The sequence below is a fragment of the Pandoraea captiosa genome, from assembly GCF_902459775.1.
Taxonomy (GTDB): domain Bacteria; phylum Pseudomonadota; class Gammaproteobacteria; order Burkholderiales; family Burkholderiaceae; genus Pandoraea; species Pandoraea captiosa.
On sequence record NZ_CABPSQ010000006.1, the window covers coordinates 36,874 to 60,306 of the forward strand.

Here is a 23,433-nt window from a genome sequence, read left to right on the forward strand (position 1 = left end):
TCCTTTACCGGCTCACCGAAGCGCGAGCGAGCCGCAAGTTTTCAGGGCGATTATTAATCCAACGTCAAGCAATAAACAACCATTTACGGAACCATAAAATCACGTAGTAATTTCAATGTTTTTTATAGTTAATCTTTAAAAACATTTAACTAAAAACATTAAAAAGATAGTGATGATTCCTTTGAAGGAAGCTGCGCGCATTGTCGCTGCGACAGCCTCCTCGTTCATTTCGCACACGCATCTCGCGAAACATCCCGGAAACACGGGATTCTAACGACGATCAGCGTTGTGTCGGCGGCACCGCGCCCGTCTGCCCCGTCTGGTCCTTCGGCTTGCCCATGAGTACCGGCTGGAAGAAGACCGCCCCGATGAGCGTGCAGACAAGCGACAGCGCCAACAGCTTGCCCATGCTCGACGTGCCCGGGTGATGCGACAGCCACAGGCTGCCGAACGCAATGCCGGTGGTCGCCGCCGACAGTACGATCGCCTGCGTCAGACCGGAAGCCAGCAATCGGTACTGACCGTGACGCCATGCAATCACATAATAGATCTTGAACGCCACGCCCACGCCCAGCAGCAGCGGCAACGCGATGATGTTCGCGAAGTTCAGCGGCAATCCGATCAGCACCGTGACCTCCAGCGTGACGGCCGCGGAGACCAGCAGCGGCACGAGGGTGCGCAGCACGTCCCCGAAATTGCGCAGCGCCAGCCACAGCAGCAGCGTGATCGACAGCAACGCCCATATCCCCGCCTCGATGAACGCGCGGATGATGGTGTCCGCCGAGCGCAGAATCGAGATCGGGCCACCGACCGCGTCCGGCGTCGTGCGCAGCACGGCCTGCGTGAACTTGCGCAGCATCACGTCGTCGCTCGGATCGGCGCCCTTGGGCACGCGCGGAGAGATGTTCACGAGTGCGCGCCCATCGGCGGCGACCCATTGCGACGCGATGTCCTTCGGCAACGACTCGCGCGTCACCCGTTGGGGTTGCAGTGCGTCGCGCAACTGACCCAGCGCCAGCTTCAGCGGTTCGGCAATCGCGCGCTCGGCGCGGTCGCGCGTGGCCGAATCTGCCGCCGCGAGTTTGCGCAGCGCAGCCGCCAGACGTTGCGCTGACTTCGCGCCCTCGCCGGGGTAATCGAGCGCAGCATCCTCCAACTGGCCCGCCGCCGTTTTCAGCGCGGAGACACGCGTGGCGTCCGGCACGGGCGCCAGCGGCGTCTGCGTGAGCACCGGCAGCAACGACTTCGCTGAAGCGGCAATCATCGCGATCTTGGCCGGCTGGTCAGACGGCAGGAAGGTCGTGAGCGTGACGACACGGCCGATTTCCGGCACGGCGCGCAGCTTCGCGGCTTCGGCGTCCGCCGCCGCCAGATCCGGGGTGAGCAACTGCACGTCGTTGACGCCGGCCTCAGGCGAGTTCGACAAATCGATGAGCGTTGCCATCGATTCGGTGTGCGGATCTTTCAGATGCAGCGGATTGAAATCGAAATGCAGATGCGCGAGAAGCGGCAGCCCGGCAATCACCAACGCCAACGTGCCGTAGAGCAACGGCTTGCGATGCTTCTCGGTGAAGTCGTCCACCGGGCCGAGGCTGCGGAATCCGGGCGGACTCGCTTCGCCCTTGGGCTTGAATACGCTGATGAGCGCGGGCAGCAACGTGATCGCCGACGGAAACGCCACGCACAAAATCCCCACACCGGCGATCAGCCCCAGCTCGGATACGCCGCGATAGTCCGTCGGCAGGAAAGAGAAGAAACTTGCTGCGGTGGCCGCCGCGGCCAGCGACAGCGGCATCGCAATCGCCTTGCCCGCGCCCGCCAGCGCACCGCGCAGCACTTCGTCGGTCGACGCCCCGCTCTCATGTTCCAGGCGATGACGCTCCTCGCGATAGCGCACGCCGAACTGAATCCCGAAGTCCACGCCAATGCCCACGAACAGCACGGCGAACGCCACGGAAATCATGTTGAGCGCGCCCACCATCATGAGTCCGAGCGCGAAGGTGACGGCCAGGCCCGCGAGCAGGGTGATGAACACCGCGAGAATCATCTTGCCCGAGCGCACCGCCAGCCACAGCACCACGAGCACGGCCAGCAGGGTAATGACGGCGTTCGGCCCGGCGTCCTCACGCACCGACGCGAATTCCTCGTCCGACAGCGGGCGCGGCCCGGTGAGGCGCACCGTTGCGCCGTAACGCTCGGCAAGCTTCAGGTCGGCGACGGCGTCGCGAATGCGCGTGGCGGCATTGGCGCCCGCCTCCAGTGCGGCGTAATCGAGCACCGGCTGCACCTGCACGTAGCTGCGCGCGACGGTGTCGGGGGCAACCAGCGCGCGCCACGACATGCCCGCCGGACGGTTCGCGAGCACCGCTTCCGATGCATCCGCCGCATTGTCGAGCAGTCGCGTCATGTCGGAGAGCTTCACCTGACCGGTGAGCAGCGGCGTCTGCAACGTCACCGACAGCAGGCTCGACAACCCCGCGAGGCTCGGGTCCTGTGCTAGACGGTTGAGCAGCGGCTTCGCGTCTTCGAGCTTGCCGGTGAGCGACTTCACCTCGTCGGTCGAGGCGAACAGCAAGGCGTTATGCGCGAAGAAATCGCCCGCACCGGGACGGCTGACGTTACGGAAAACGTCCGTCTCCGTCTCCAGCTTGCTTGCCAGCTCTGCCGCGGCCTTGTCGGCGAACTCCGCGGAGGGCGCCTGCACGACGGCCAGCGTCAGGTCGGTCTTCTGCGGGAAGGCTCGGTCGATCTCGCGACCGCGCTCGGCCGCCGGGGTATTCAGATCGATCAGGCTCGAGATGTCTGTGTTGATCGCGAAGTGCTTTGCGACGTACACGCAGCTGGCCATCACGAGCAGCAGCGAAGCGAAGATGACCGGGTACGCGTGCTTCGCCGAGAAACGGACGATGCGCACGACGAGCGAAGTCAGCATGGAGCGATTCCGGAAGAAAGTGGAAGTCTCACCGTCGAATCCGACGCATTTCCTGTCGATCGGGCCATACGGCACGAAAGCGCTGGCGAAAGTGGTAACGAAAGGTTAAACAATCGCACAAATCAGGAACCAATCAGGAACCAATCGGGGCCGATGGCCGTCGATCAGCGCAAGGAAAGCGACAAAGGCGATGAAATCGTGAATTTACAAAATCGCAGCAGTATACAGGGGCCGGGTGGGCGTGACGTGCACTACACTACGGCCTGCTCCGAGTTCAATTGAATAAGACAATCTGGCATGAATAAATTTCTGGTGACGGTTGCCGCCGTCGCACTGAGCGGCATCGGCGGCGCATCGAGCGCCTGGGCACAGGCGAGCGCCAACCCGAACGACATGGTGAAGACGGCCGTCGAGACGGTCGTCAAGGGCGTGAAGGCGGACCCTGCCGCCAAGACGGGCGACGTGAACGCCACCGCACGCGTGGTCGCGCGCGACTTTCTGCCGTATGCCGACTTCCTGCGCACCACGCGCTATGCCGTCGGCCCGAAGGTGTTCGACGCCGCCACGCCCGAGCAGCAGAAAAAGGTCTTCGACGAATTCCAGCAACTCCTCGTGAACACGTTCGCGTTGCAGCTCTCCCAGGTGCGGGGCAACGACATCTCGTTCAAGTTCGACCCGGCCAAGCTCACGGCCAACAGTACCGACGTCGTGGTCGGCGCCACGGTCAGCGGTCCGGGCGACAACCTCTCGGTCGCGTACCGTCTGGCCAAGACCGACAAGGGCTGGAAGATCTACGACATCAACATGATGGGCGAGAACGTGGCCAACGCGTGGCTGATCCAGTTGTACCAGCCCCAGTTCAAGGCGCGCATCGCGCAGGGCGGCATCGACAGCCTGATAGCCTATCTGCATGAGAAGAACGAGCGTTTCGGCAAATAAAATCAACGACTTAGCATTTCAGATCCTGCGCCGCCGGGACACGCTCGGCGCGCGTTCGACGACTCGTTATCCCGATTGCCACGGATTCAGCGCAGATGGGCACCGGTTGGCTGCACGTTCAGTGATGATCCGGTGACGATTCGGCGAGGATTCATCAACATTTTCGCAACAGTTGCCGATGTCTCACCACAAGGGGTCATCAGCAATATTTGGCGGTGGCGGTTACAATCGCTGCTTGTCAAACGACCGGACGGCGGTCCCGCCGCGGGTGCACGCGATTTGCCATCGAAACTGGCCTCGCGCGCACCATGAAGCCACCCCATCGGGCTGTGGCGAGCATGGGGCCCGATAGATACCGCCATCCCGGCCGACCTGAGCCGGAGAGCTGAATGCAAGTCCTACTTGCCCAACCCCGCGGGTTTTGTGCGGGTGTCATACGTGCCATCGAGATCGTGGAACGCGCGCTGGAAAAATACGGCGCTCCGGTCTACGTTCGTCATGAAATCGTCCACAACAAACATGTGGTCGACTCGCTCAAGGCGAAGGGCGCACGCTTTATTGCCGAGTTGTCCGAAGCCCCGGCGGGCGCTGTGACCATTTTCAGCGCCCACGGTGTGGCTCGCGTGGTCGAGCAGGAAGCCGAGATTCGCGGCCTGAAGGTGCTCAACGCCACCTGCCCGCTCGTGACCAAGGTGCACATTCAGGGCAAGAACTATGTGTCCGCCGGGCGTGAAGTCATTCTGATCGGACACGCCGGGCACCCTGAAGTCGAGGGCACGATGGGGCAGATCGACGGCCCCGTGCATCTCGTGCAGACCGAAGACGACGTCGACGCCTTGCCGCTCGCCATCGACACCCCGGTCTCCTACGTGACGCAGACGACGCTGTCGGTCGACGAGACTCGCGGTATCATTGCTGCGCTGCAACGTCGCTTTACCAATATCGTCGGCCCGAATACCAAAGACATCTGCTACGCCACGCAGAATCGCCAGACCGCCGTGCGCGAGCTGTGCGAGCGCGTGGACGTACTGCTCGTGGTCGGGGCGACGAACAGCTCGAACTCGAACCGCCTGCGCGAAATCGGCTCCGAAATGGGGCTGCCGAGCTACCTCGTGGCCGATGGCTCCGAGGTAAATCCGGAATGGGTGCGCGGCAAGGCCCGCATCGGCATCACCGCAGGGGCGTCCGCGCCCGAGCGCATGGTCGAAGACGTGATCGACGCGCTGCGGCGTATCGACACGGTCGAAGTGACTCTCATGGACGGCATCGAGGAAACCATCCAGTTCCGCTTGCCGTCGGAATTGACCAAAGACGAGCCGGTCGCCGCACGCCACGCGGTCGCTGGCTAACGCTATACGAACAGGAGCCGAACTTGGCCATCCCCTTCCTGCAACAGGCGTATGTTGGCGCCTACCTGATGAAGCAACGCCTCAAGGGCGTCAAGCGTTACCCGCTGGTGCTGATGCTCGAACCGCTGTTTCGCTGCAATCTCGCCTGCTCGGGCTGCGGCAAGATCGACTATCCGGATCCCATCCTGAACCAGCGCGTCTCGCTCAAGGACTCGCTCGACGCGGTGGACGAATGCGGCGCACCGGTGGTCTCGATCGCCGGCGGCGAACCGCTGCTTCACAAGGAAATGCCGCAGATCGTTAAGGGCATCATCGAGCGCAAGAAGTTCGTCTATCTCTGCACGAACGCCCTGCTGCTGGAAAAGAAGATCGACGACTACGAGCCGAGCCCGTTCTTCGTGTGGTCGATTCACCTCGACGGCGACCGTGAAATGCACGACGCCGCCGTGTCGCAGGAAGGTGTGTACGACCGCGCCGTGGCCGCCATCAAGCTGGCGAAGTCGCGCGGTTTCCGTGTGAACATCAACTGCACGCTGTTCAATAACGCCGATCCGGAGAAGGTCGCCAAGTTCTTCGACTCCACGAAGGACCTGGGCCTCGACGGCATCACCGTCTCGCCGGGCTACGCCTACGAGCGCGCCCCGGACCAGCAGCACTTCCTGAACCGTTCGAAGACCAAGCAACTGTTCCGCGACATTCTCAAGCGCGGCAACGGCGGCAAGAACTGGACGTTCAGCCAGTCGAGCCTGTTCCTGGACTTCCTCGCCGGCAACCGTTCGTACCACTGCACGCCGTGGGGCAACCCGACGCGTACGGTGTTCGGCTGGCAGCGTCCGTGCTACCTGCTGGGCGAAGGCTATGCCAAGACGTACACGGAACTGATGAACACGACCGACTGGGACAAGTACGGTGTGGGCAACTACGAGAAATGTGCCGACTGCATGGTGCACAGCGGCTTCGAAGCCACGGCCGTGAACGAAACGATTTCGCACCCGCTGCGTGCACTGGGTGTGGCGATCAAGGGCGTGCGCACCGAAGGCAAGATGGCGGAAGACATCTCGTTCGCCAAACAGCGTCCGGCCGAGTTCGTGTTCTCGAAGCACGTCGAGATCAAGCTCGACGAGTTGCGCCGGGCCAAGGCGTAAATGCCGTCGCGAGTGCTGGTCACCGGCGCCTCCGGGTTCGTCGGTTCTGCGGTAGCACGTACGGCGCTCGCGCGCGGTCATGAGGTTCGCCTGCTGGTGCGCGGCACCAGTCCACGCGCGAATCTCGCCGACTTGCCCGTCGAAGTCGTGGAAGGCGACATGCGCGACGCGGATTCGATGCAGCGCGCGCTCACCGGCGTGGACGCCCTGCTCCACGTCGCCGCCGACTACCGCCTCTGGGCGAAAGACCCCAACGACATCATGCGGGCCAATATCGACGGCACGCGCACGGTGATGCAAGCCGCGCTGCGTGCGGGCGTCGAGCGCGTGGTCTACACGAGCAGCGTCGCCACGCTGCGCGTGCACGACGCCGTGGGCCCCGTCGACGAAACCTCGCCGAACGACGAAGCCACGACCATTGGCGTCTACAAGCGCAGCAAGGTCGCGGCCGAGCGTCTGGTCGAACGGATGATCGCCAACGACGGACTGCCCGCCGTGATCGTCAATCCGTCCACGCCCATCGGCCCGCGCGACATCAAGCCCACCCCGACGGGGCGCATCATCGTCGAAGCCGCGCAAGGCAAGATTCCCGCATTCGTCGATACGGGCCTCAATCTCGTACACGTCGACGACTGCGCGGAAGGTCACCTGCTCGCGCTCGAGCGCGGACGCATCGGTGAGCGCTACATCCTTGGCGGCGACGATGTCCTGCTACGCGACATGCTGGCCAGCATTGCCGGCATGGTGGGACGCAAGGCGCCCAAGGTCGCGCTGCCGCGCTGGCCGCTTTACCCGCTCGCGATGGCTGCCCAAGGCGTTGCGCGCTTCACCGGCAAGGAGCCGTTCGTGACGGTCGACGGCCTGAAGATGTCGCGTTATCACATGTTCTTCTCTTCGGAGAAGGCCAGGCGCGAGCTGGGCTACACCGCCCGTGCCTATCCCGAAGGTCTGCGCGACGCGCTCACCTGGTTTGGTTCTGCCGGATATCTCTCATGACTGTTTTGGCCTGGATCGCCGCGCTGTCGCTGGCCATCTGGATCTATCTGCTGAGCTCGCAAGGCGGCTTCTGGCGCGCCCGCGAGCGCGACGATCTGGACGAAGATCGCCTGCCGGAGCCGGCCGTGTGGCCCGCTGTGGCCGTGGTGATCCCTGCACGTAACGAAGCCGAATCGATCGGTCAGGTCGTCGAGTCGCTGTGCCGACAGGATTACGCCGGACGCCTGCGCATCGTCGTCGTGGACGACCAGAGCAGCGACGGCACGGCCGAGCTCGCTCGCGAAGCGGCTGCCCGCGCCGCCGCCGACGGCCTGACGCGCCGTGTGGACGTGCTGAGCGGCCAGCCGCTGCCCGGCGGCTGGACCGGCAAGATGTGGGCGGTGCGTCAGGGCGTGGCGTTCGCGAGCGACCCGGCGACCAACGACGACGGCATCGCGCCCGACTACCTGCTGCACACCGATGCCGACATCGCCCATTCGCCCGACAACGTGCGTCGTCTGGTGACACGGGCGAAGGGAGATCACCGCGTGCTCGTCTCGCTCATGGCGAAGCTGCGCTGCACGGCGTGGTTCGAGCGAACGTTGATTCCGGCGTTCGTGCTGTTCTTCCAGATGCTCTACCCCTTCTCCTGGGTCAATGATCCGAAGAAGAAAATGGCCGCGGCGGCGGGCGGATGCATGTTGATTCACCGCGCGTCGCTCGAAGCCGGTGGCGGCATCGAAGCGATCCGCGACGAAATCATCGACGACTGCGCGATGGGCCGCATGCTCAAGAAGCAGGGCCCGATCTGGTTGGGACTGACCGAGCGTGCGGTGAGCGTTCGCCCTTACGACAACCTCGGCGAAATTCGCAAGATGGTCTCGCGCACGGCGTATGCGCAGTTGCAGTACTCGCCGGTGCTGCTCGCGGGCACGATCGTGTCGCTGCTGCTCACGTTCATCGTGCCGCCGGTCATGACGATCTTCGGGTCGGGCATCGGCCAGTGGCTGGGCTTCTTCGCCTGGGTGGCCATGACGATTTCGTATCTGCCAATGCTGCGCTTTTATCGTCAGCCATCGAGCTTCGGCCCGCTGTTGCCGCTCGTCGCGACGCTCTACACCGTCTTCACGTTCGACTCGGCGCTGCAACACTGGCGCGGACGCGGCGGCATGTGGAAAGGTCGTGCGCAAGCGCGCGGACAGCAGTCGTCGGACGCCTGACCGCCCAATTGCCTCGCGGCCCGCTCAGATCCCCGCCGCCTTTGCCCCAAACCCTTCACCGAGCTTGAGCGCCACGACCTGACGCCCAAACTTCATCGCCTGCTTCGCGCGGCCGGCGTCTTGCCCCACGCGTAGCAGTGCGGGTAGTTGAAGCGGATTTCCGGCAAGCGAGCGCAACACGCCGAGAATGTCCGTTGAACCGTCGCTGCGCATGCCGGCGAGCGCCGCCGGCGGCAACGAACGCTCTGCCGGATCGATCACGACCCGCGCCACCACGAACGGCAGGCCATGTGCCTGCGCCACGCGGGCGACGATGTGCGATTCCATGTCCGCTGCCGCCGCGCCGCTCTCACGGAACAACGCCGCCTTGTCGTGCGCACTCACCACGGGGGCCGTCACACCGGCCACGTCGGCGCGCAGCGCGCCCGGCATCGCGCGACGCAAGGCTTCCGCCCACGCGATGGACGTCAGGAACTCAGCCCCCTGCTGCGGCATGTCGAGCACCTTGTGCGCGATGACCCACTGGCCCGGCTTCACGCCGGGGATCAGGCCGCCTGCCGTGCCAAAACTCACGAGTCCGCGCGCACCCTCGCGCGCAATCGCCGCCTCCAGTGCGTCGCCAAGCGCATGGTTCTGCGCACAAACGACACGTACGCCATCGCCCCTGGCAATACGCGCCTCGAATGGCATACCGGTCACGACGATGATGGGCTGGCTCATGCACTTCCTTTGCAAGATAACGACAGTGATGCGACAACAACGCAAAAACAACGCGAGAGCGACGTGAGAGCGACGACGGGGCGTACGACAATGGCCGCGACACGATGACCGGCGCTGGCCCGAAACGAAACGCCCCGGCGATCGACAGGAAAACGGTCGATGCCGGGGCGACGCATACCGGATGCAGGCGACGTACGCCTATCTTACATACCGCAAGGCACCGGGCAATCGTTGCGCACCGTCAGATTGCGGTAGCGGGCGAGCGCCCACAGCGGGAAGAACTTGCGATAGCCGTGGTAGCGCAGATAGAACACGCGCGGAAAGCCCGTGGCCGTGTAAAGTTCCTCGTCCCACAGGCCTTCGTCGTTCTGCGTGTTGAGCAGATAGTCGACACCTCGCTTGACCGACGGATGGTCGGCCTTGCCCGCAGCCATCAGGCCCAGCAAGGCCCATGCGGTCTGCGACGACGTGCTCGGCGCCGCCTCGTATCCCTTGTATTCGAGCTTGTAGCTGTCGCCATCCTCCCCCCAGCCGCCATCGGCATTCTGGATGGAGATGAGCCATTGTGCCGCGCGCGCCATGGCCGGATGCTCGGGCAAGATGCCCGCCGCCGCGAGCCCGCACATCGCCGACCACGTGCCGTACACGAAATTCATGCCCCAGCGGCCGTACCAGCTGCCATCGGCTTCCTGGTCGTCGAGAATGTACTTCAACGCGAGATCGGCGGAGGCCTTGCGCTCGGGTGACGGCGGCAGTTGCGCGAGCATCGACAGGCATCGCGCAGAGACGTCGACCGTGGGCGGATCGAGCAGCGCGCCGTGATCCGAGAACGGAATGTTGTTCAGATAAAGGTGCGTATTTTCCGGCTCGAACGCGCCCCAGCCGCCGTTGCTGCTCTGCATGCCGATGACCCACTCCGTGCCGCGATCGATCGCATAACGCATCGCGTGTCGGCTCGGGTCGGCACCATCGACCTTGAGGTTCTCGAACTTCCCGGACAGCTTCTCGTAACGGTCCATCGCCATCGCCACCACCGCCGTGTCGTCCACGTCCGGATAATGCGGATTGGCGAACTGGAATGCCCACCCGCCCGGACGCACGTTCGGACGACGCGAAATCCAGTCGCCGCGCACGTCGAGAATCTGCAACGGGATGAGCCATTCGAGCCCCTTGCCCGCCAGTTCGATGGCACGCTTGTCACCGGTCTCCAGCAACGCGTGCGCCGAGAGCGCGGTGTCCCACACAGGCGACAGACAGGGCTGGACGTACGTCTCGTGATCGGCCGGGGTCACCAGCTTCTCGACCGACCGTCGCGCGATGGCGCGGCTCGGATGATCTTCGGGATAGCCGAGCACGTCGTACATCATGACGGCATTGGCCATTGCGGGGTAAATCGCACCGAGGCCGTCCTCACCGTTCAGACGCTCCTCCACGAACTCGACCGCACGCTTGACGGCCCTCTCACGCAGCTTCTTCGGGAAGAAAGGATCGAGTGCGCGCAGCACATGATCGACGCCCGAGAAGAACGTGAACCAGAAGCGGCTCTGATGCGGTGCGCGCTTGGGCGGCCCGACATCCTTGGGGCTGCCGATGAACAACTCGTCGATGCCCACACCTTTCGGATTGCGCGCACGCGGACGCTTGGCCTGCAATACGAGCAACGGCACGATCACGGTGCGTGCCCAGTAGGAGACCTTCGAGAGATGGAACGGGAACCACTGCGGCAGCAGCATGATCTCGACCGGCATCATCGGCACGGCCTTCCACTCCAGCACGCCGTAAAGCGCGAGCAGGATACGCGTGAAGACGTTCGAGTTCTGCGCGCCGCCGCGCGAGAGGATCGCCTCGCGGGCGCGCACCATGTGCGGCGCGTCGACGGGGTCACCGATCATCTTGAGCGCGAAATACGCCTTCACGCTCGCGCTCATGTCGAACTTGCCGTTGTAGAAAAGCGGCCAGCCACCGTGCTCGCCCTGAATTCGACGCAGATACGCGGCAACCTTCGCTTCGAGCGCCGCATCGACCTTCTCGCCGAGATGGTGACGCAGGAGCACGTACTCCGCCGGAATCGTCGCGTCGGCCTCCAGTTCGAAGAGCCAGTGGCCGTCGTCCTGTTGCAGGTCGAGCAATGCGGTGATCGATCGGTCGATACCGGTCTCCAGCGTCTGCGTGGCCATTGCCGTACTCACCTTTTGCGCGAGTTCGGTGTGCAACTTGAGATCCACGGCCGTGGCAGTGGCCGTGCGTCGCGCTTCCTTGTCGGAAGCATCGCGTATCGTATCCATGGCGTTCTTGCCTATTCAAAGGCGATAGAGCGGCGCGTGGTTCGCGCCGGTTAAACATGTGGAGCAGCCATCACAACGGCATTCGCCGCAGCGTTCACAGCAGGTCGGCCGCCCGATTCCCGCTGCGCAGCGCGCCTTCGATCGTGGCGGGCAGCCCGGTGGCCGTCCAATCTCCTGCGAGCACGAGGTTGCGCCAGCGTGTCTTCGCTCCCGGGCGACGCTTGTCCTGCGCCGGCGTTGCCGCAAACGTGGCGCGCTTTTCGCGCACCAGTTGCCACACCGGCATCGGCGTGGCCGGCAGGTTGCAGGCCTTCGCGACCTCTTCCCAGATCCTCGACGCGAGCGATTCGCGCGATTCGTCCAGCAAATGGTCGGCGCCGCTGATCGTGACCGACAAACGACCGTCGAACGCGAAAATCCAGTCGCTCACCCCGTTCACCACACCGATCATCGGCGGGCATCCCGGAGGGGGCGGCACCTGATAGTGCGCGTTGACGATGGCGCGATATTCGTCGGGCGTCGTCAGATCCGGCACCAGCGACGCCGCCACATTCGGCGGCACGGCGAGCACCACGGCGTCGTCCGCCGCCAGCGCTTCGGGGCCGTCGCCGAAATCGATCGCTTCGACACGGCTGCCGTCGGGCGCGTAGTGCAGCGCCCGCACCCGATGCTGCATCATCACGCGCGCGCCTTTCGCATCCAGATACGCCAGCGCCGGGGTCACGAACGACACATCGAGCCCCTCGCTGGCGATCAGTGGATGGCAAGCCTTGCCGCCCGGCACCAGCGTCTCGCGAATCACCGCCCCGGCCATCTGGGCCGAACCTTCGGCGGGATCGGCATTGAGCACCGCGAGAAACAGCGGATGAATCAGCCGCTTGTACAGCACGGGCGGGCAGTTCATGGCCTCGGTCATCGTGGCTTGCGGACCAGCCCGCAGCAACGGCGCGAGCGACAGATAGTCCGACCACTTCGTGCCCGGCACACGCGCGCCTTTGTCGAAGATCCACCACGGCACACGCCCTTCCGACAGACGTACCGTCCAGCGCTCGTCGCTCTCGAGATCGACGAAGGCGAACTCGGCACGCCCCGGGCCGGTGAGCGTGTGCTCGGAGCCGATGGTGCGCGTGAACGCGCGCATCGTCGAGTTGCCCGAGAGCACCAGATGGTTGCCGTTATCGATCACGGCGTTCAGTTGCCGGTCGAAGTACGAGCGGCAGCGTCCGCCCGCCTGGGGGGCCGCTTCGTGCAGCACGACGGCCACACCGCGCGTGGCAAGCCGGACCGCGGCGGCCAGCCCTGCGAGGCCGGCGCCGATGACGTGAACCGTGCGCGCCATCAGAGAACCATCTGCCGCAGCAGCATCAGAATCAGCCGCCAGCGCGGCACCCGCACGCGCTCGCGTGGCACGGCAAAGCCGCGCGCAATGAGTTTGCCGAGAATCGCCCCGTAGGCCTTGGCCATGACCGCCGGCGCGATGACCACGCGGCGCGGATGACGCGCCATGATCTCGCGTGCCCGGGCGTAATGCTCACGTGCCTGCGCCACCAGTGGTGCGCAGGCACGATCGAGGTTTGCCGCGACGACGGCGTCCGGCGTCACATTCACGATCCCGGCGTCCGCCAGCGTCTCGCGCGGCAGATACACCCGGTCAATGCCGGCATCTTCGTCGATATCGCGCAAAATATTGGTCAACTGGAGCGCACGGCCAAGATGGTGCGACAAATCGATACCGTCCTGCTCGGGCATGCCGAACACCTTGACCGACAGACGGCCGACGGCGCTCGCGACGCGGTCGCAATACAGGTCGAGCGTGGGCAGATCGGGGCCGACGATGGGGCCGCACGCGTCCATTTCCATGCCTTCGATGACGGCAATGAAGTCCTCGTGCTTCAGACCGAATTGCCTGACCACACGGGCAAGGTTTGCGAGCGACGGGGCCGGCCGTCCATCGTACAGATCGGCCAGATCGCGGCGCCACACCGCCAGACGCGCCATGCGGTTCGCCGACGTGTCGTCGCCGTCGTCGGCGATATCGTCCACGGCACGGCAAAAGGCGTAGATCTCGAACATGCCTTCACGCTGCGCAGGCGGCAGAATGCGCATGGCAGCATAGAAACTGCTGCCCGACGCCACGCGTGCACTACTCTGCTCAGGCGAAATTTCGATCGGTTCGGCGACGCTCACGAGGCTCCTCGTCGTACAGGGGAACAGGGGAACAGGGTGACAATGCAGGAAAGCCAGAAAATTCTGACAAAGGGTGAAGTATACCGGGGATTGACGTGACTTTCCCGACAGGATACCGGGCGATGACATAGAATCTCGGGGCACTCAGCGCCGCCCCGGTGTCGCACGGCTTTGTTCTGTGCTACTCCGCGATGTCCTGCAACGTCCCGATACCCGTCATTCGAAACGCGGGACCCGGGCGGCATTGTCTTCATTTGCCTCATCCGCTTCATCCGCCTGATGACTTCCGACGCCAAGATCGAGCACTACGAGAACTTCCCGGTTGCCAGTGTCCTGCTGCCGCGCGAGATGCGCGCGCCGGTGGGCGTGATTTACAACTTTGCCCGCACGGCGGACGACATTGCCGACGAAGGCGATGCCACCAACGCCGAGCGTCATGCCGGGCTTGCCGCCTATCAGGCCGAACTGGACAAGATCGCCGCCGGCGTGCCGACCTCGCCCGACAAGCCACTGTTCGCTGCGCTCGCCCGCGTGATCGCCGAGCACACGCTGTCGGTGCAACCCTTCTCCGACCTGCTCTCCGCCTTCGATCAGGACATCGAGAAAAAGCGCTACGCCACGTTCGAGGAATTACGCGACTACACGCGGCGCTCCGCCGACCCGGTCGGTCGCATCATGCTTCGTCTGTTCAAGCTCGACACGCCCGAGAACATTGCGTGCTCCGACGATATCTGCTCGGCGCTGCAACTCATCAACTTCTGGCAGGACGTGGAAGTCGACTGGCGCAAGGCGCGCGTGTATCTGCCGCAGGACGACATGGCGCGCTTCGGTGTGTCCGACGCGGACATCGGCGCGCAAAAGTACGACGACAAGTGGCGCGCGCTCATGCGTTACGAAGTCGACTTCGCCCGCAAGATGATGCTGCGCGGTGCGCCGCTCGCCAATCGGGTGCCGGGCCGCTTCGGTCTGGAACTGTGCTGCGTGGTGCACGGCGGCCTGCGTATTCTCGACATGATCGAAGCCGTGGACTACGACGTGTTTCGTCACCGGCCGCAACTGGGCAAGGGCGACGGCGTGCGCGTCTTCCTGCGCGGACTGTGCATGAAGATTAGCGGCACGCCGCCGAAGGCTTGAGGCGCGGGCGTCCCGAGCTACCAGGCATTCCCGCTAGCGCCCGATCACGGCCGCCCCTGACCTCCCTCACCGTCCTGAGCGGCCCGGCGGGCGGCGGCGCGGCGTCGCCGTACGCCCCGCCGCCGCCCTCACCCCTTCCCCCACCGCCACGTCCTGGCACCAATTTTTCCCTCACGTCTGGCGCTTTTCGACGCGCCACGCCTGTCTTACTTTGACGGGGAGTTGGCGCGACGCAATGACGCGCGGCGCCTCGCGCTGACGGGTCGACGGCGTGCTTGATCCGCGCGTGGTCCGTACTTCATCCGTCCTTCGCGCCTCATTCCCGCTTCGATCGCACCTCGTTCCCGCTTCCCTCCTTCGATCTCACTATGGAGCCCCGGCACGTGAATCTGCCGCCCCGTCTGCAACGTCTGGCCCCGAACCCCGCCTCCATGCGCTCGCACGCGGGCGTGCTGTTCACCATCGTGGTCGTGGCCTGGGGCGTGAACTGGCCAGTCAGCAAGGCGTTGCTCGCGCACGTTTCGCCGTGGTGGAGCGCCGCCATGCGCTCGGTCGTCGGCATGGCGACATTGTTCGTTATCTGCGCCCTCACCGGGCGTCTTGTCCTGCCCAAACGGGGCGATTTACCGGTGATCGTCAGCGTGGGGCTGCTGCATATGGCGGTGTTCTCGCTGCTCGTGGCGCTCAGCCTGCAATACGTTCCGGCAGGGCGCTCCGCGGTGCTCGCCTACACCACACCGCTCTGGGTCATGCCCGCCGCCCGGCTGTGGCTCGGCGAGGCCCTCACCCGGCGACGCGTGCTCGGCCTGGCGTTCGGACTGCTCGGCCTGGCGGTGATGTTCAACCCGCTGGCGTTCGACTGGCGCGACCGCCATGCAGTCTTTGGCAACGCCCTCGTGTTGCTCGCCGCATTCGTGTGGGCCATCGCCATCGTCCATATGCGCGCGCACCGCTGGGTGAACGGTCCGTTCGAACTCAGCCCCTGGCAGTTGCTGCTCGCCAGCGTCGTGCTGTGCATGATCGCGTTGGCCGTGGACGGTGCACCGTACATCGTCGGTTGGGCCGGGTTCGCAGGCTTGCTGACGTATGGCGGCGTGGTCGGCGGCGGCATCGCGTACTGGCTCGCCGGCGTCGTCACGCGACGGTTGCCGGCGGGTGTGACGTCGCTCGGCCTGCTCGGCGTGCCTGTCGTCGGCACGCTCGCGTCAGCGTCGATCCTGCACGAGTCGGTGGGACCGGACGTCTGGATGGCACTCGCGCTCATCGTCGGCGGCATTGCATTGGGCACGGCGCCACGCACTGCGACGCCATGCCGCACCGGCGAGGCCGCCTGAGCACACGCGTGCTTGACCCATCGCAACATCCGTTCTGCGCACGAATGCGAGACTGCCGCAACGGTAGCTCATCGGCTCCCGTCGGCGCCCGTCGGCGGCACTTCTGCCGCACATCGACTGCGCCCCCGACGACAAGCCCGTGCGCGCCGATACTTCTCGACGAACGGAATTGACATGAACGCGCAATTGACGCTGGCCGGCCGCCAGCTGGTACCCGTAGTACAGGGCGGGATGGGCATCGGCATCTCCGCGCACCGGCTCGCGGGCACCGTAGCGAAACATCACGGCGTGGGAACGATCGCGAGCATCGACCTGCGTCACCACCATCCCGACCTGCTCGCGCGCGTCGAAGGCACCCGCGACAAAGCCGCGATCGAAGCCGTCAACCTGATCGCGCTGGACCGCGAAATCCGCGCTGCGAAAGTCATCGCCGACGGCAACGGACTCGTCGCCGTAAACGTGATGAAGGCCGTGAGCGCGCACGCGGCGCTGGTGCGACAAGCGTGTGAAAGCGGCGCGGACGCCATCGTGATGGGCGCGGGCCTGCCGCTCGATCTGCCGGAACTGACCGCCTCGCATCCTCACGTCGCCCTGATCCCGATCCTGTCCGATGCACGCGGCGTGAGTCTCGTGTTGCGCAAGTGGATGAAAAAAGGCCGCTTGCCCGACGCCATCGTCATCGAGCATCCGGCGCATGCGGGCGGGCATCTGGGCGCCACACGCATCGACGACCTGGGGGACGCGCGATTCTCCTTCGAGCGCGTGCTGGACGAATGCTGTGAGGTGTACGCCTCGCTCGGTATCGAATGGACGCGCGTGCCGCTGATCGTGGCGGGCGGCATCCATCGTCATGAGCAAGTTCGGCACTGGCTCGGCCGGGGCGCGGCAGGCGTGCAACTGGGCACCGCCTTCGCCGTGACCGAAGAGTCGGACGCCCATCCCGCATTCAAGGAAGTTCTGGCCACCGCACGCCCGGAAGACATTGCCGAGTTCACCAGCGTCGCCGGACTTCCCGCGCGCGCAGTACTCACGCCATGGCTCAGAAAGTACCTCTCGCGCGAAGCGGCATTACAGGCAAAGGCCAGAGTGCGTCAGTGCCTCGAAGGTTTCGATTGCCTGCAGGCGTGCGGGCTGCGCGACGGCGTAGCGCGCATCGGTCAGTTTTGCATCGACCTCAAGCTCGCACAGGCCGTGCGCGGCGATGTCGCCCGCGGGCTCTTTTTCCGTGGACGCGGCCCGCTCCCATTCGGCGAGTGCATCCGACCGGTGGCGGACCTGATGCGCTACTTGCTCACCGGCGAGTTGCCGGACGACATGCGCTCGGCAATGCGTTTGTCGAAGAATGCGGCGAGCGCCGGATCGTTGACGGTGAGATCGAACTGACGGTCGTCGACGGCTTTGAAATAGCCCTCGCACAACTCAGCCTTGGCGGCGGTTGTCGGCTGGTCGTCGATGGTGTTCGCATACACGACGAACTGTCGCTCGACGAGCATCGGAAACTGGCGGGTCAGGAGGTCATCGAAGCGCTGACGTGCCTCGGGATCGGTGTACACGGCCTTGAGCTCCGCCCGCACACGCTGCCCTTCGGCCAGATAGTCGCGATGACGCGCCTGCCACGCCTGCAACGCGCGGGCGCCGTGTGTGCGGGTCGCGTCATCGTATAGCCCGCATTTCTGCACGAGGCGGTCGAGCACCTGCCCAACGCCCTCGGGAGAGGCAATCGCCGCGCCCATGCGTTCAGCGTCGTTCGTGTACTGCGGCGGCTGCGCGATGGCGGGCGAAGCGCCCACGAGGCCCGCAGCGGCGAGTCCGGTGAAAACACAGGTGCGCAGGCGTCGCAATGCCTTGCCAGGTTGCATGGTTGCCGGATCAAAGGAATGGCGGGCTGCTACGGCCCCCGCTCTTGGAGATATCGCATCGGCCACGACGTCGATGGCTGCATCTTAGCCGAAGTCACCGCCGCGTGATCGGGCCACTGTCGACGCTCCGGCATCCCGCGCCCGTCGGCTGGCGTCAGCCCGCGTCGGCAACAGGCTGCGTTCAGGCCGACGTCGCCGCCGCACAATCCTCCGGGCCGAGCTTTGCCACCATGTAGCGCACGAAATCGTCGAGTTTGGACGACACGTAGCGTCCGGCCAGATGCACCAGATGCATGGGTTCGCTCAGTGGCGCCTGCGCTTCGAGCACACGAACGAGGCGCCCCGCCTCGACTTCCGGCGCCAGCAGGTACTCGGGCAACAAGGCGATGCCCATGCCATGCACCGCCGCCTGAAGCTGCGCGAGCGGATTGGGCGCGCTCAGACGGGCGTCTCCTGCTGCGGCCGCGCCGCGCCCGCCGTGCGCGAGCGTCCAGCGCCCGAGCACGTCGTCGTAACGAAATCCGAGGCAGTCGTGCCCCGCGAGATCGCCGGGCTCACGTGGCATCCCACGCCGCGACAGGTAGCCGGGCGACGCACACGCGACCCGTGTCACACCGCGCAACGTGTGCGCCACCAGCCCCGGCTCCGGAGGGCCGCCTGCCTGAAACGCCGCGTGAATGCCCTCCTCCTCCAGATCGACGGCACGGTCCTTCAGGGCGAGATCGAGCGCGACATCGGGGTGCGTGCGCAGGTACTCCGCGAAGATCGGCATGAGCAGGTGGGACCCGACCGTCGTCGGTGCACTCACCCGAAGCTGGCCGACCGGCCGGGCGATGGCCGATGACATTGCACCGGCCGATGCCCCGCCGTCCCCCAACGCATCGGCATTGTCCACGCGCGCCAGGACTTCCGCACATTCGCAGAAGTAACGCTCACCGAGCGCCGTGGGCACCTGACGCCGCCCGCTGCGACGCAGCAGCGGCTGACCGAGCCGGGCTTCGAGCGCCTGTACGTGACGCGTTGCGGTAAGCGCCGACATGCCACAGGCCGCCGCCCCCGCGCTCAGGCTGCCGGTGCGCACGACCTGCACGAAGACCTCCATGCATTTGAGGCGGTCCATGATCAGTCGCGCAACTTTGCCCGCTCGATGGACATGTGCGTCGGCATCATGTTCTCGTTGGCGTTATGCATGACCCACAACGATCCGGCAACGATGATCGCGATCAGCCCGGCCGTGCACAGGAAAATGGCCGAATTCTGACGCTGGCTGCGCCGCGCGCCGATGTGCAGGAAATACACCAGCTGCACGACGAGCTGCGCCACGCACAGCACGACGATGACCGGCAAACCCCACCCGCCGGGCACGACCTTGAGCATGACCGCGCCGAACGACGCGAACGTGAGAACCAGCGACAGAAAGAACCCGACGACGTAATCGCGCAGATGACTCTGCGACGCGTAAGCGCCGTGGTCGTGAACTTGAGCGTTCGTCATACGAACTCCCGCAGATAGACGAAGGTAAACACACAGATCCAGACAAGATCGAGAAAGTGCCAGAACAGGCTCAGGCATTGCAGACGGCGACGCACCACCGGGTCGAAGCCGAAGCGCCCGATCTGATGAATCATCACCACAAGCCACAGCAGCCCACACGTCACGTGCAGACCGTGCGTGCCCACCAGCGTGAAGAACGCCGAGAGAAATGCGCTGCGCCCGGGTCCCGCGTCTTCGTGAAGCAACGCCGAGAACTCATAGACTTCCATGGCGACGAACGCTGCGCCCAGCGCGAAGGTGATCCAGAGCCAGCGCTGCACGACACCTTCATTGCCGGGGCGCATCGACAGCGACGCCAGCCCGAACGTGAAGCTCGAGAGCAGAAGCAACATCGTCTCGCCGAGCACGAACGGCAGCTCGAACAGTTCGTGGCCGGTGGGCCCGCCCGCGGTATTGGCCGCGAGCACGCCGAACGTGGCGAACAGCACGCAGAAGATGAGACAGTCGCTCATCAGGTAGATCCAGAAGCCGAGCGTCGTGGTGGCGCCCGCGTCGTGATGCCCATGCGCGTGGGCGTCGGCCGGCGCAGCGGCGCCGTTGCCGTGTGAGGTAGGAAGGGATGCCGAGGACATCAGGCGGCCTTTTGCAGGGATGGATGCGCAGGAAGCGCTGCACGCAGGTCGGCAAAGCGGGCGTTTTCGATACGCTCCACCTCTGCCGCCGGCACGTAATAATCGACGTCGCGATCGTAGGTGCGCCACAGGAACGTGGCGATGGTGGCGACAAGGCTCGCCCCGGCCAGCCACCAGATGTGCCAGATCAGCGCAAAGCACATGACCAGACTGAACGCGGACACGACGAACCCGGTGCCGGTATTGCGCGGCATGTGGATGTCTTCGTAGTGCGTGGGCTGAACGTAGGCCAGACCGCGCGCCTTGTCGTCCCAATGCTGTTCGAGCGAGTCGATACGCGGCACGTGCGCGAAGTTGTAAAACGGCGCGGGCGAAGACGTCGCCCACTCCAGGCTGCGCGCATCCCACGGGTCGCCCGTCAGGTCCCGGTTGGCGTTGCGATCGCGAATGCTCACGACAAGCTGCACACCGAAGGACAGAATGCCCAGACCGATGATCGCCGCACCGACGGCGGCCACGATGAGGTACGGCTGCCAGTCGGCTTGCACGTAGTGATTCATGCGTCGCGTCATGCCCTTGAAGCCCAGCACGTACAACGGCATGAACGCAAGATAGAACCCGATCAGCCAGCAGGCGAACGAGAACTTGCCCCAGCGTTCATTGAGCGTGAAGCCGAACACCTTCGGGAACCAGAACGTAATGCCTGCCAGGCAGCCGAACACCACACCGCCGATGATGACGTTGTGAAAGTGCGCCACGAGGAACAGCGAATTGTGCAGCACGAAGTCCGCGCCCGGCACGGCCAGCAGCACGCCGGTCATGCCGCCGATGGCGAACGTCACCATGAAGCCGATGGTCCAGAGCGTGGCCGAGTGGTAGCGGATACGGCCCTGATACATCGTGAACAGCCAGTTGAAAAGCTTCACGCCTGTCGGAATCGAGATGATCGTCGTCATGATGCCGAAGAAGGCATTGACGTTGGCCCCCGAGCCCATCGTGAAGAAGTGGTGCAGCCACACGAAGAACGACAGGATCCCGATCGACGACGTGGCGTACACCATCGACTTGTAGCCGAACAGCGGCTTGCGCGAGAAGGTCGCAATGATTTCCGAGAACGCACCGAATGCCGGCAGGATCAGGATGTACACCTCGGGATGGCCCCAGATCCAGATCAGATTCACGTACATCATGGCGTTGCCGCCCAGTTCGTTCGTGAAGAAGTGCATGCCGAGATAGCGGTCGGCAGTAAGCAGCGCCAGCGTGGCGGTCAGCACCGGGAACACGGCCACGATCAGGATGTTGGTAATGAGCGCCGTCCACGTGAACACCGGCATCTTCATCAGGTTCATGCCCGGCGCACGCATGCGCAGGATCGTGACGATGAAGTTGATGCCTGTGAGCGTGGTACCCAGCCCCGATATCTGCAACGACCAGATGTAGTAGTCCACGCCGACCGTCGGGCTATACCCCAGCTCGGAGAGCGGCGGGTAGGCGACCCAGCCCGTGGCAGCGAAGTCGCCCACGAACATGGACATCATCACGAGCACCGCGCCCATGGCCGAGAGCCAGAAGGAGAGCGAGTTGACGAACGGGAACGCCACGTCGCGCGCGCCGATCTGCAAGGGCACGATCACGTTCATCAGGCCCAGCACGAGCGGCGTGGCCACGAAGAAGATCATGATGACGCCGTGCGCGGTGAAGATCTGATCGTAGTGATGCGGCGGCAGATATCCGGCCTCGCCGCCGGCGGCAACGGCCTGCTGCGCGCGCATCATGATGGCGTCGGCAAAGCCGCGCAGCATCATCACGAGCGCCAGCACGATGTACATCACGCCAATGCGCTTGTGGTCGACCGAGGTGATCCACTCCTTCCAGAGATAGCCCCACTTCCGGAAATAAGTGATGGCGCCGACGAGCGCTGCGCCGCCCAGCACCACCACCACGAGCGTGCCCATGATGATGGGTTCATGCCAGGGAATGGCATCGAGATCGAGTTTTCCGAACATGACTTACTCCGTGAGCGCGCGCTGCGATGCGGGTTGTGCACCGGCCTCGCGCTCGGGACGCTGCGCGAGAAGCGCGCGGCTATCCAGTTGGCCGTCCACGCGGCAATTGGCCGCGGCAATGATGTCGTCGATGGCGCTGTTGCCCGAGACACGCATGCCCGGCGCGCTGCCGTCCATCGGCCCCATGTACTTGCCGACAACGGCGTCGAACAGGCCCGGCATGACGTTGGCGTAAATACCGACCGGCGCGGCGGTGCCCGGTTGTTCGAGCTTGACGTAGGTCGGCGCGTCGAGCGTGTCGGGCACGGTTTGCGCCTGCCTGACCCACTGCTCGAAGTCGCCCTGCGACGTCACGTGCGCCTTGAAGTGCATGTCGGAGAAGCCCGGGCCGCTATACGCGGACGACATGCCCGCGTAGGTGCCGGTTTCGTTCGCGATCAGGTGCAGCTTCGTCTGCATGCCGGACATGGCGTAGACCATGCTGCCGAGTTGCGGGATGAAGAAAGCATTCATCAGCGATTCGGCCGTGATCTTGAACTCGACGGGCGTATCGACCGGCAACACGAGTTTGTTGACGGTCGCCACGCGATAGTCGGGGTAGATGAAGAGCCACTTCCAGTTCAACGCCACGACTTCGACACGCACGGGCGCCTTGTCGCCGGAGGTCTGGCCGCCCGATGCGCCCGACTCGCTCGATCCAATCGGGCGGTAAGGATCGAGCTTGTGCGTGGTCTCCCAGATCATGACCGCGAGCGACACCACGATGACGACGGGGATCGTCCACACGACTACCTCGATCTTCGTGGAGTGCGCCCACGTCGGCGAATAGGTGGCGTCGGTGTTGGTCTCGCGATAGCGCCAGAAGAATACGAGCGTCAGCACGATGACCGGAATGACCACGAGCAGCATCACGCCCAGTGCGATCAGGATGAGCTGCTTTTCCTGTTCGCCAACGCTGCCCTTCGGATCGAGCAACTCCAGCGTGCAACCGCTCATCGGCACCATGGCCATCGCCGCAGCAACGCGCGCACACCCCGTGCGCCAGCGCGCACCGGGTGTCTTGTCTGCCCTGCCCGCGCGGGTAGGCGAGACGTTATGCATGGACATCATTAGCCTCTATGTATGTATATACGATTTGCGTTACGAATGCTACGCATGCACATATTCCATACATCGCGACATAATGACGCACTTTGGAACGCCGAGGCTCCACGCTGCGTCA

General features: G+C 64.6%; 19 protein-coding genes. 8 read left to right on the plus strand and 11 right to left on the minus strand.

From position 1 onward, the window contains the following. Positions 1–280: 280 nt before the first annotated feature. On the minus strand, positions 281–2,932 hold the full coding sequence (gene hpnN, locus PCA31118_RS16525) for a hopanoid transporter HpnN (RefSeq protein ID WP_150626229.1): 2,652 nt from the start codon (positions 2,930–2,932) through the stop codon (positions 281–283). Positions 2,933–3,229: 297 nt separating this feature from the next. On the opposite strand from hpnN, the gene PCA31118_RS16530 reads away from it, so the two are divergent. The 5 genes from PCA31118_RS16530 to PCA31118_RS16550 all read left to right on the plus strand — a co-directional run bounded on the left by PCA31118_RS16530 (position 3,230) and on the right by PCA31118_RS16550 (position 8,560). Beyond that, positions 3,230–3,871 (plus strand): MlaC/ttg2D family ABC transporter substrate-binding protein, encoded by a 642-nt coding sequence (locus PCA31118_RS16530; protein WP_150626230.1) that lies wholly within the window; start codon positions 3,230–3,232, stop codon positions 3,869–3,871. Between the two features lie 389 nt (positions 3,872–4,260). Continuing rightward, positions 4,261–5,220: a 4-hydroxy-3-methylbut-2-enyl diphosphate reductase gene (gene ispH, locus PCA31118_RS16535; RefSeq protein ID WP_039399745.1), complete on the plus strand. Its 960-nt coding sequence runs from the start codon at positions 4,261–4,263 to the stop codon at positions 5,218–5,220. Positions 5,221–5,243: 23 nt separating this feature from the next. Then, complete coding sequence (hpnH, locus tag PCA31118_RS16540; RefSeq protein WP_044454999.1) at positions 5,244–6,365, plus strand: adenosyl-hopene transferase HpnH; 1,122 nt, start codon at positions 5,244–5,246, stop codon at positions 6,363–6,365. Next, positions 6,366–7,361 (plus strand): hopanoid-associated sugar epimerase, encoded by a 996-nt coding sequence (hpnA, locus tag PCA31118_RS16545; RefSeq protein ID WP_150626231.1) that lies wholly within the window; start codon positions 6,366–6,368, stop codon positions 7,359–7,361. Continuing rightward, positions 7,358–8,560, plus strand: a complete 1,203-nt coding sequence (locus PCA31118_RS16550) for a glycosyltransferase (RefSeq protein ID WP_150626232.1) — start codon at positions 7,358–7,360, stop codon at positions 8,558–8,560. The genes hpnA and PCA31118_RS16550 overlap by 4 nt, the downstream gene beginning before the upstream one ends. Positions 8,561–8,584: 24 nt before the next feature. Here PCA31118_RS16550 and PCA31118_RS16555 read toward each other — a convergent pair whose 3' ends face one another. The 4 genes from PCA31118_RS16555 to hpnD form a co-directional block, all read right to left on the minus strand. Further along, positions 8,585–9,280 carry a phosphorylase gene (locus PCA31118_RS16555; protein ID WP_150626233.1) on the minus strand — a complete coding sequence of 232 codons (696 nt, stop codon included), beginning with the start codon at positions 9,278–9,280 and terminating at the stop codon, positions 8,585–8,587. 203 nt (positions 9,281–9,483) lie between these two features. After that, positions 9,484–11,457: a squalene--hopene cyclase gene (gene shc / locus PCA31118_RS16560; protein WP_150626383.1), complete on the minus strand. Its 1,974-nt coding sequence runs from the start codon at positions 11,455–11,457 to the stop codon at positions 9,484–9,486. Between the two features lie 202 nt (positions 11,458–11,659). Then, on the minus strand, positions 11,660–12,904 hold the full coding sequence (gene hpnE, locus PCA31118_RS16565) for a hydroxysqualene dehydroxylase HpnE (protein WP_150626234.1): 1,245 nt from the start codon (positions 12,902–12,904) through the stop codon (positions 11,660–11,662). After that, on the minus strand, positions 12,904–13,752 hold the full coding sequence (gene hpnD / locus PCA31118_RS16570) for a presqualene diphosphate synthase HpnD (protein ID WP_150626235.1): 849 nt from the start codon (positions 13,750–13,752) through the stop codon (positions 12,904–12,906). The genes hpnE and hpnD overlap by 1 nt, the downstream gene beginning before the upstream one ends. A gap of 279 nt (positions 13,753–14,031) precedes the next feature. Here hpnD and hpnC point away from each other — a divergent pair, with 279 nt between their 5' ends. The 3 genes from hpnC (at position 14,032) to PCA31118_RS16585 (ending at position 17,603) form a co-directional block, all read left to right on the plus strand. Beyond that, on the plus strand, positions 14,032–14,886 hold the full coding sequence (gene hpnC / locus PCA31118_RS16575) for a squalene synthase HpnC (RefSeq protein ID WP_150626236.1): 855 nt from the start codon (positions 14,032–14,034) through the stop codon (positions 14,884–14,886). A gap of 383 nt (positions 14,887–15,269) precedes the next feature. Continuing rightward, positions 15,270–16,220: a DMT family transporter gene (locus PCA31118_RS16580; RefSeq protein ID WP_246190275.1), complete on the plus strand. Its 951-nt coding sequence runs from the start codon at positions 15,270–15,272 to the stop codon at positions 16,218–16,220. Positions 16,221–16,394: 174 nt separating this feature from the next. Next, positions 16,395–17,603, plus strand: a complete 1,209-nt coding sequence (locus tag PCA31118_RS16585; protein ID WP_150626237.1) for an NAD(P)H-dependent flavin oxidoreductase — start codon at positions 16,395–16,397, stop codon at positions 17,601–17,603. On the opposite strand, the gene PCA31118_RS16590 is transcribed toward PCA31118_RS16585, so the two are convergent. The 6 genes from PCA31118_RS16590 to cyoA all read right to left on the minus strand — a co-directional run bounded on the left by PCA31118_RS16590 (position 17,504) and on the right by cyoA (position 23,222). Further along, positions 17,504–18,079: a hypothetical protein gene (locus tag PCA31118_RS16590; RefSeq protein ID WP_150626238.1), complete on the minus strand. Its 576-nt coding sequence runs from the start codon at positions 18,077–18,079 to the stop codon at positions 17,504–17,506. The genes PCA31118_RS16585 and PCA31118_RS16590 overlap by 100 nt on opposite strands. Positions 18,080–18,260: 181 nt before the next feature. Then, positions 18,261–19,199 (minus strand): LysR family transcriptional regulator, encoded by a 939-nt coding sequence (locus PCA31118_RS16595; RefSeq protein WP_150626239.1) that lies wholly within the window; start codon positions 19,197–19,199, stop codon positions 18,261–18,263. 2 nt (positions 19,200–19,201) lie between these two features. Next, the gene (gene cyoD, locus PCA31118_RS16600) at positions 19,202–19,573 is read right to left on the minus strand and encodes a cytochrome o ubiquinol oxidase subunit IV (protein ID WP_150626240.1); all 372 of its coding nucleotides are present in this window, start codon (positions 19,571–19,573) and stop codon (positions 19,202–19,204) included. Beyond that, positions 19,570–20,205 (minus strand): cytochrome o ubiquinol oxidase subunit III, encoded by a 636-nt coding sequence (gene cyoC, locus PCA31118_RS16605; protein WP_150626241.1) that lies wholly within the window; start codon positions 20,203–20,205, stop codon positions 19,570–19,572. Before cyoC ends, cyoD begins: the two co-directional genes overlap by 4 nt. Then, the gene (gene cyoB / locus PCA31118_RS16610) at positions 20,205–22,211 is read right to left on the minus strand and encodes a cytochrome o ubiquinol oxidase subunit I (protein WP_150626242.1); all 2,007 of its coding nucleotides are present in this window, start codon (positions 22,209–22,211) and stop codon (positions 20,205–20,207) included. Before cyoB ends, cyoC begins: the two co-directional genes overlap by 1 nt. A 3-nt stretch (positions 22,212–22,214) precedes the next feature. Continuing rightward, a complete protein-coding gene (cyoA, locus tag PCA31118_RS16615; protein WP_150626385.1) occupies positions 22,215–23,222 on the minus strand; it encodes a ubiquinol oxidase subunit II in 1,008 nt (335 codons plus the stop codon). Positions 23,223–23,433: the final 211 nt, after the last annotated feature.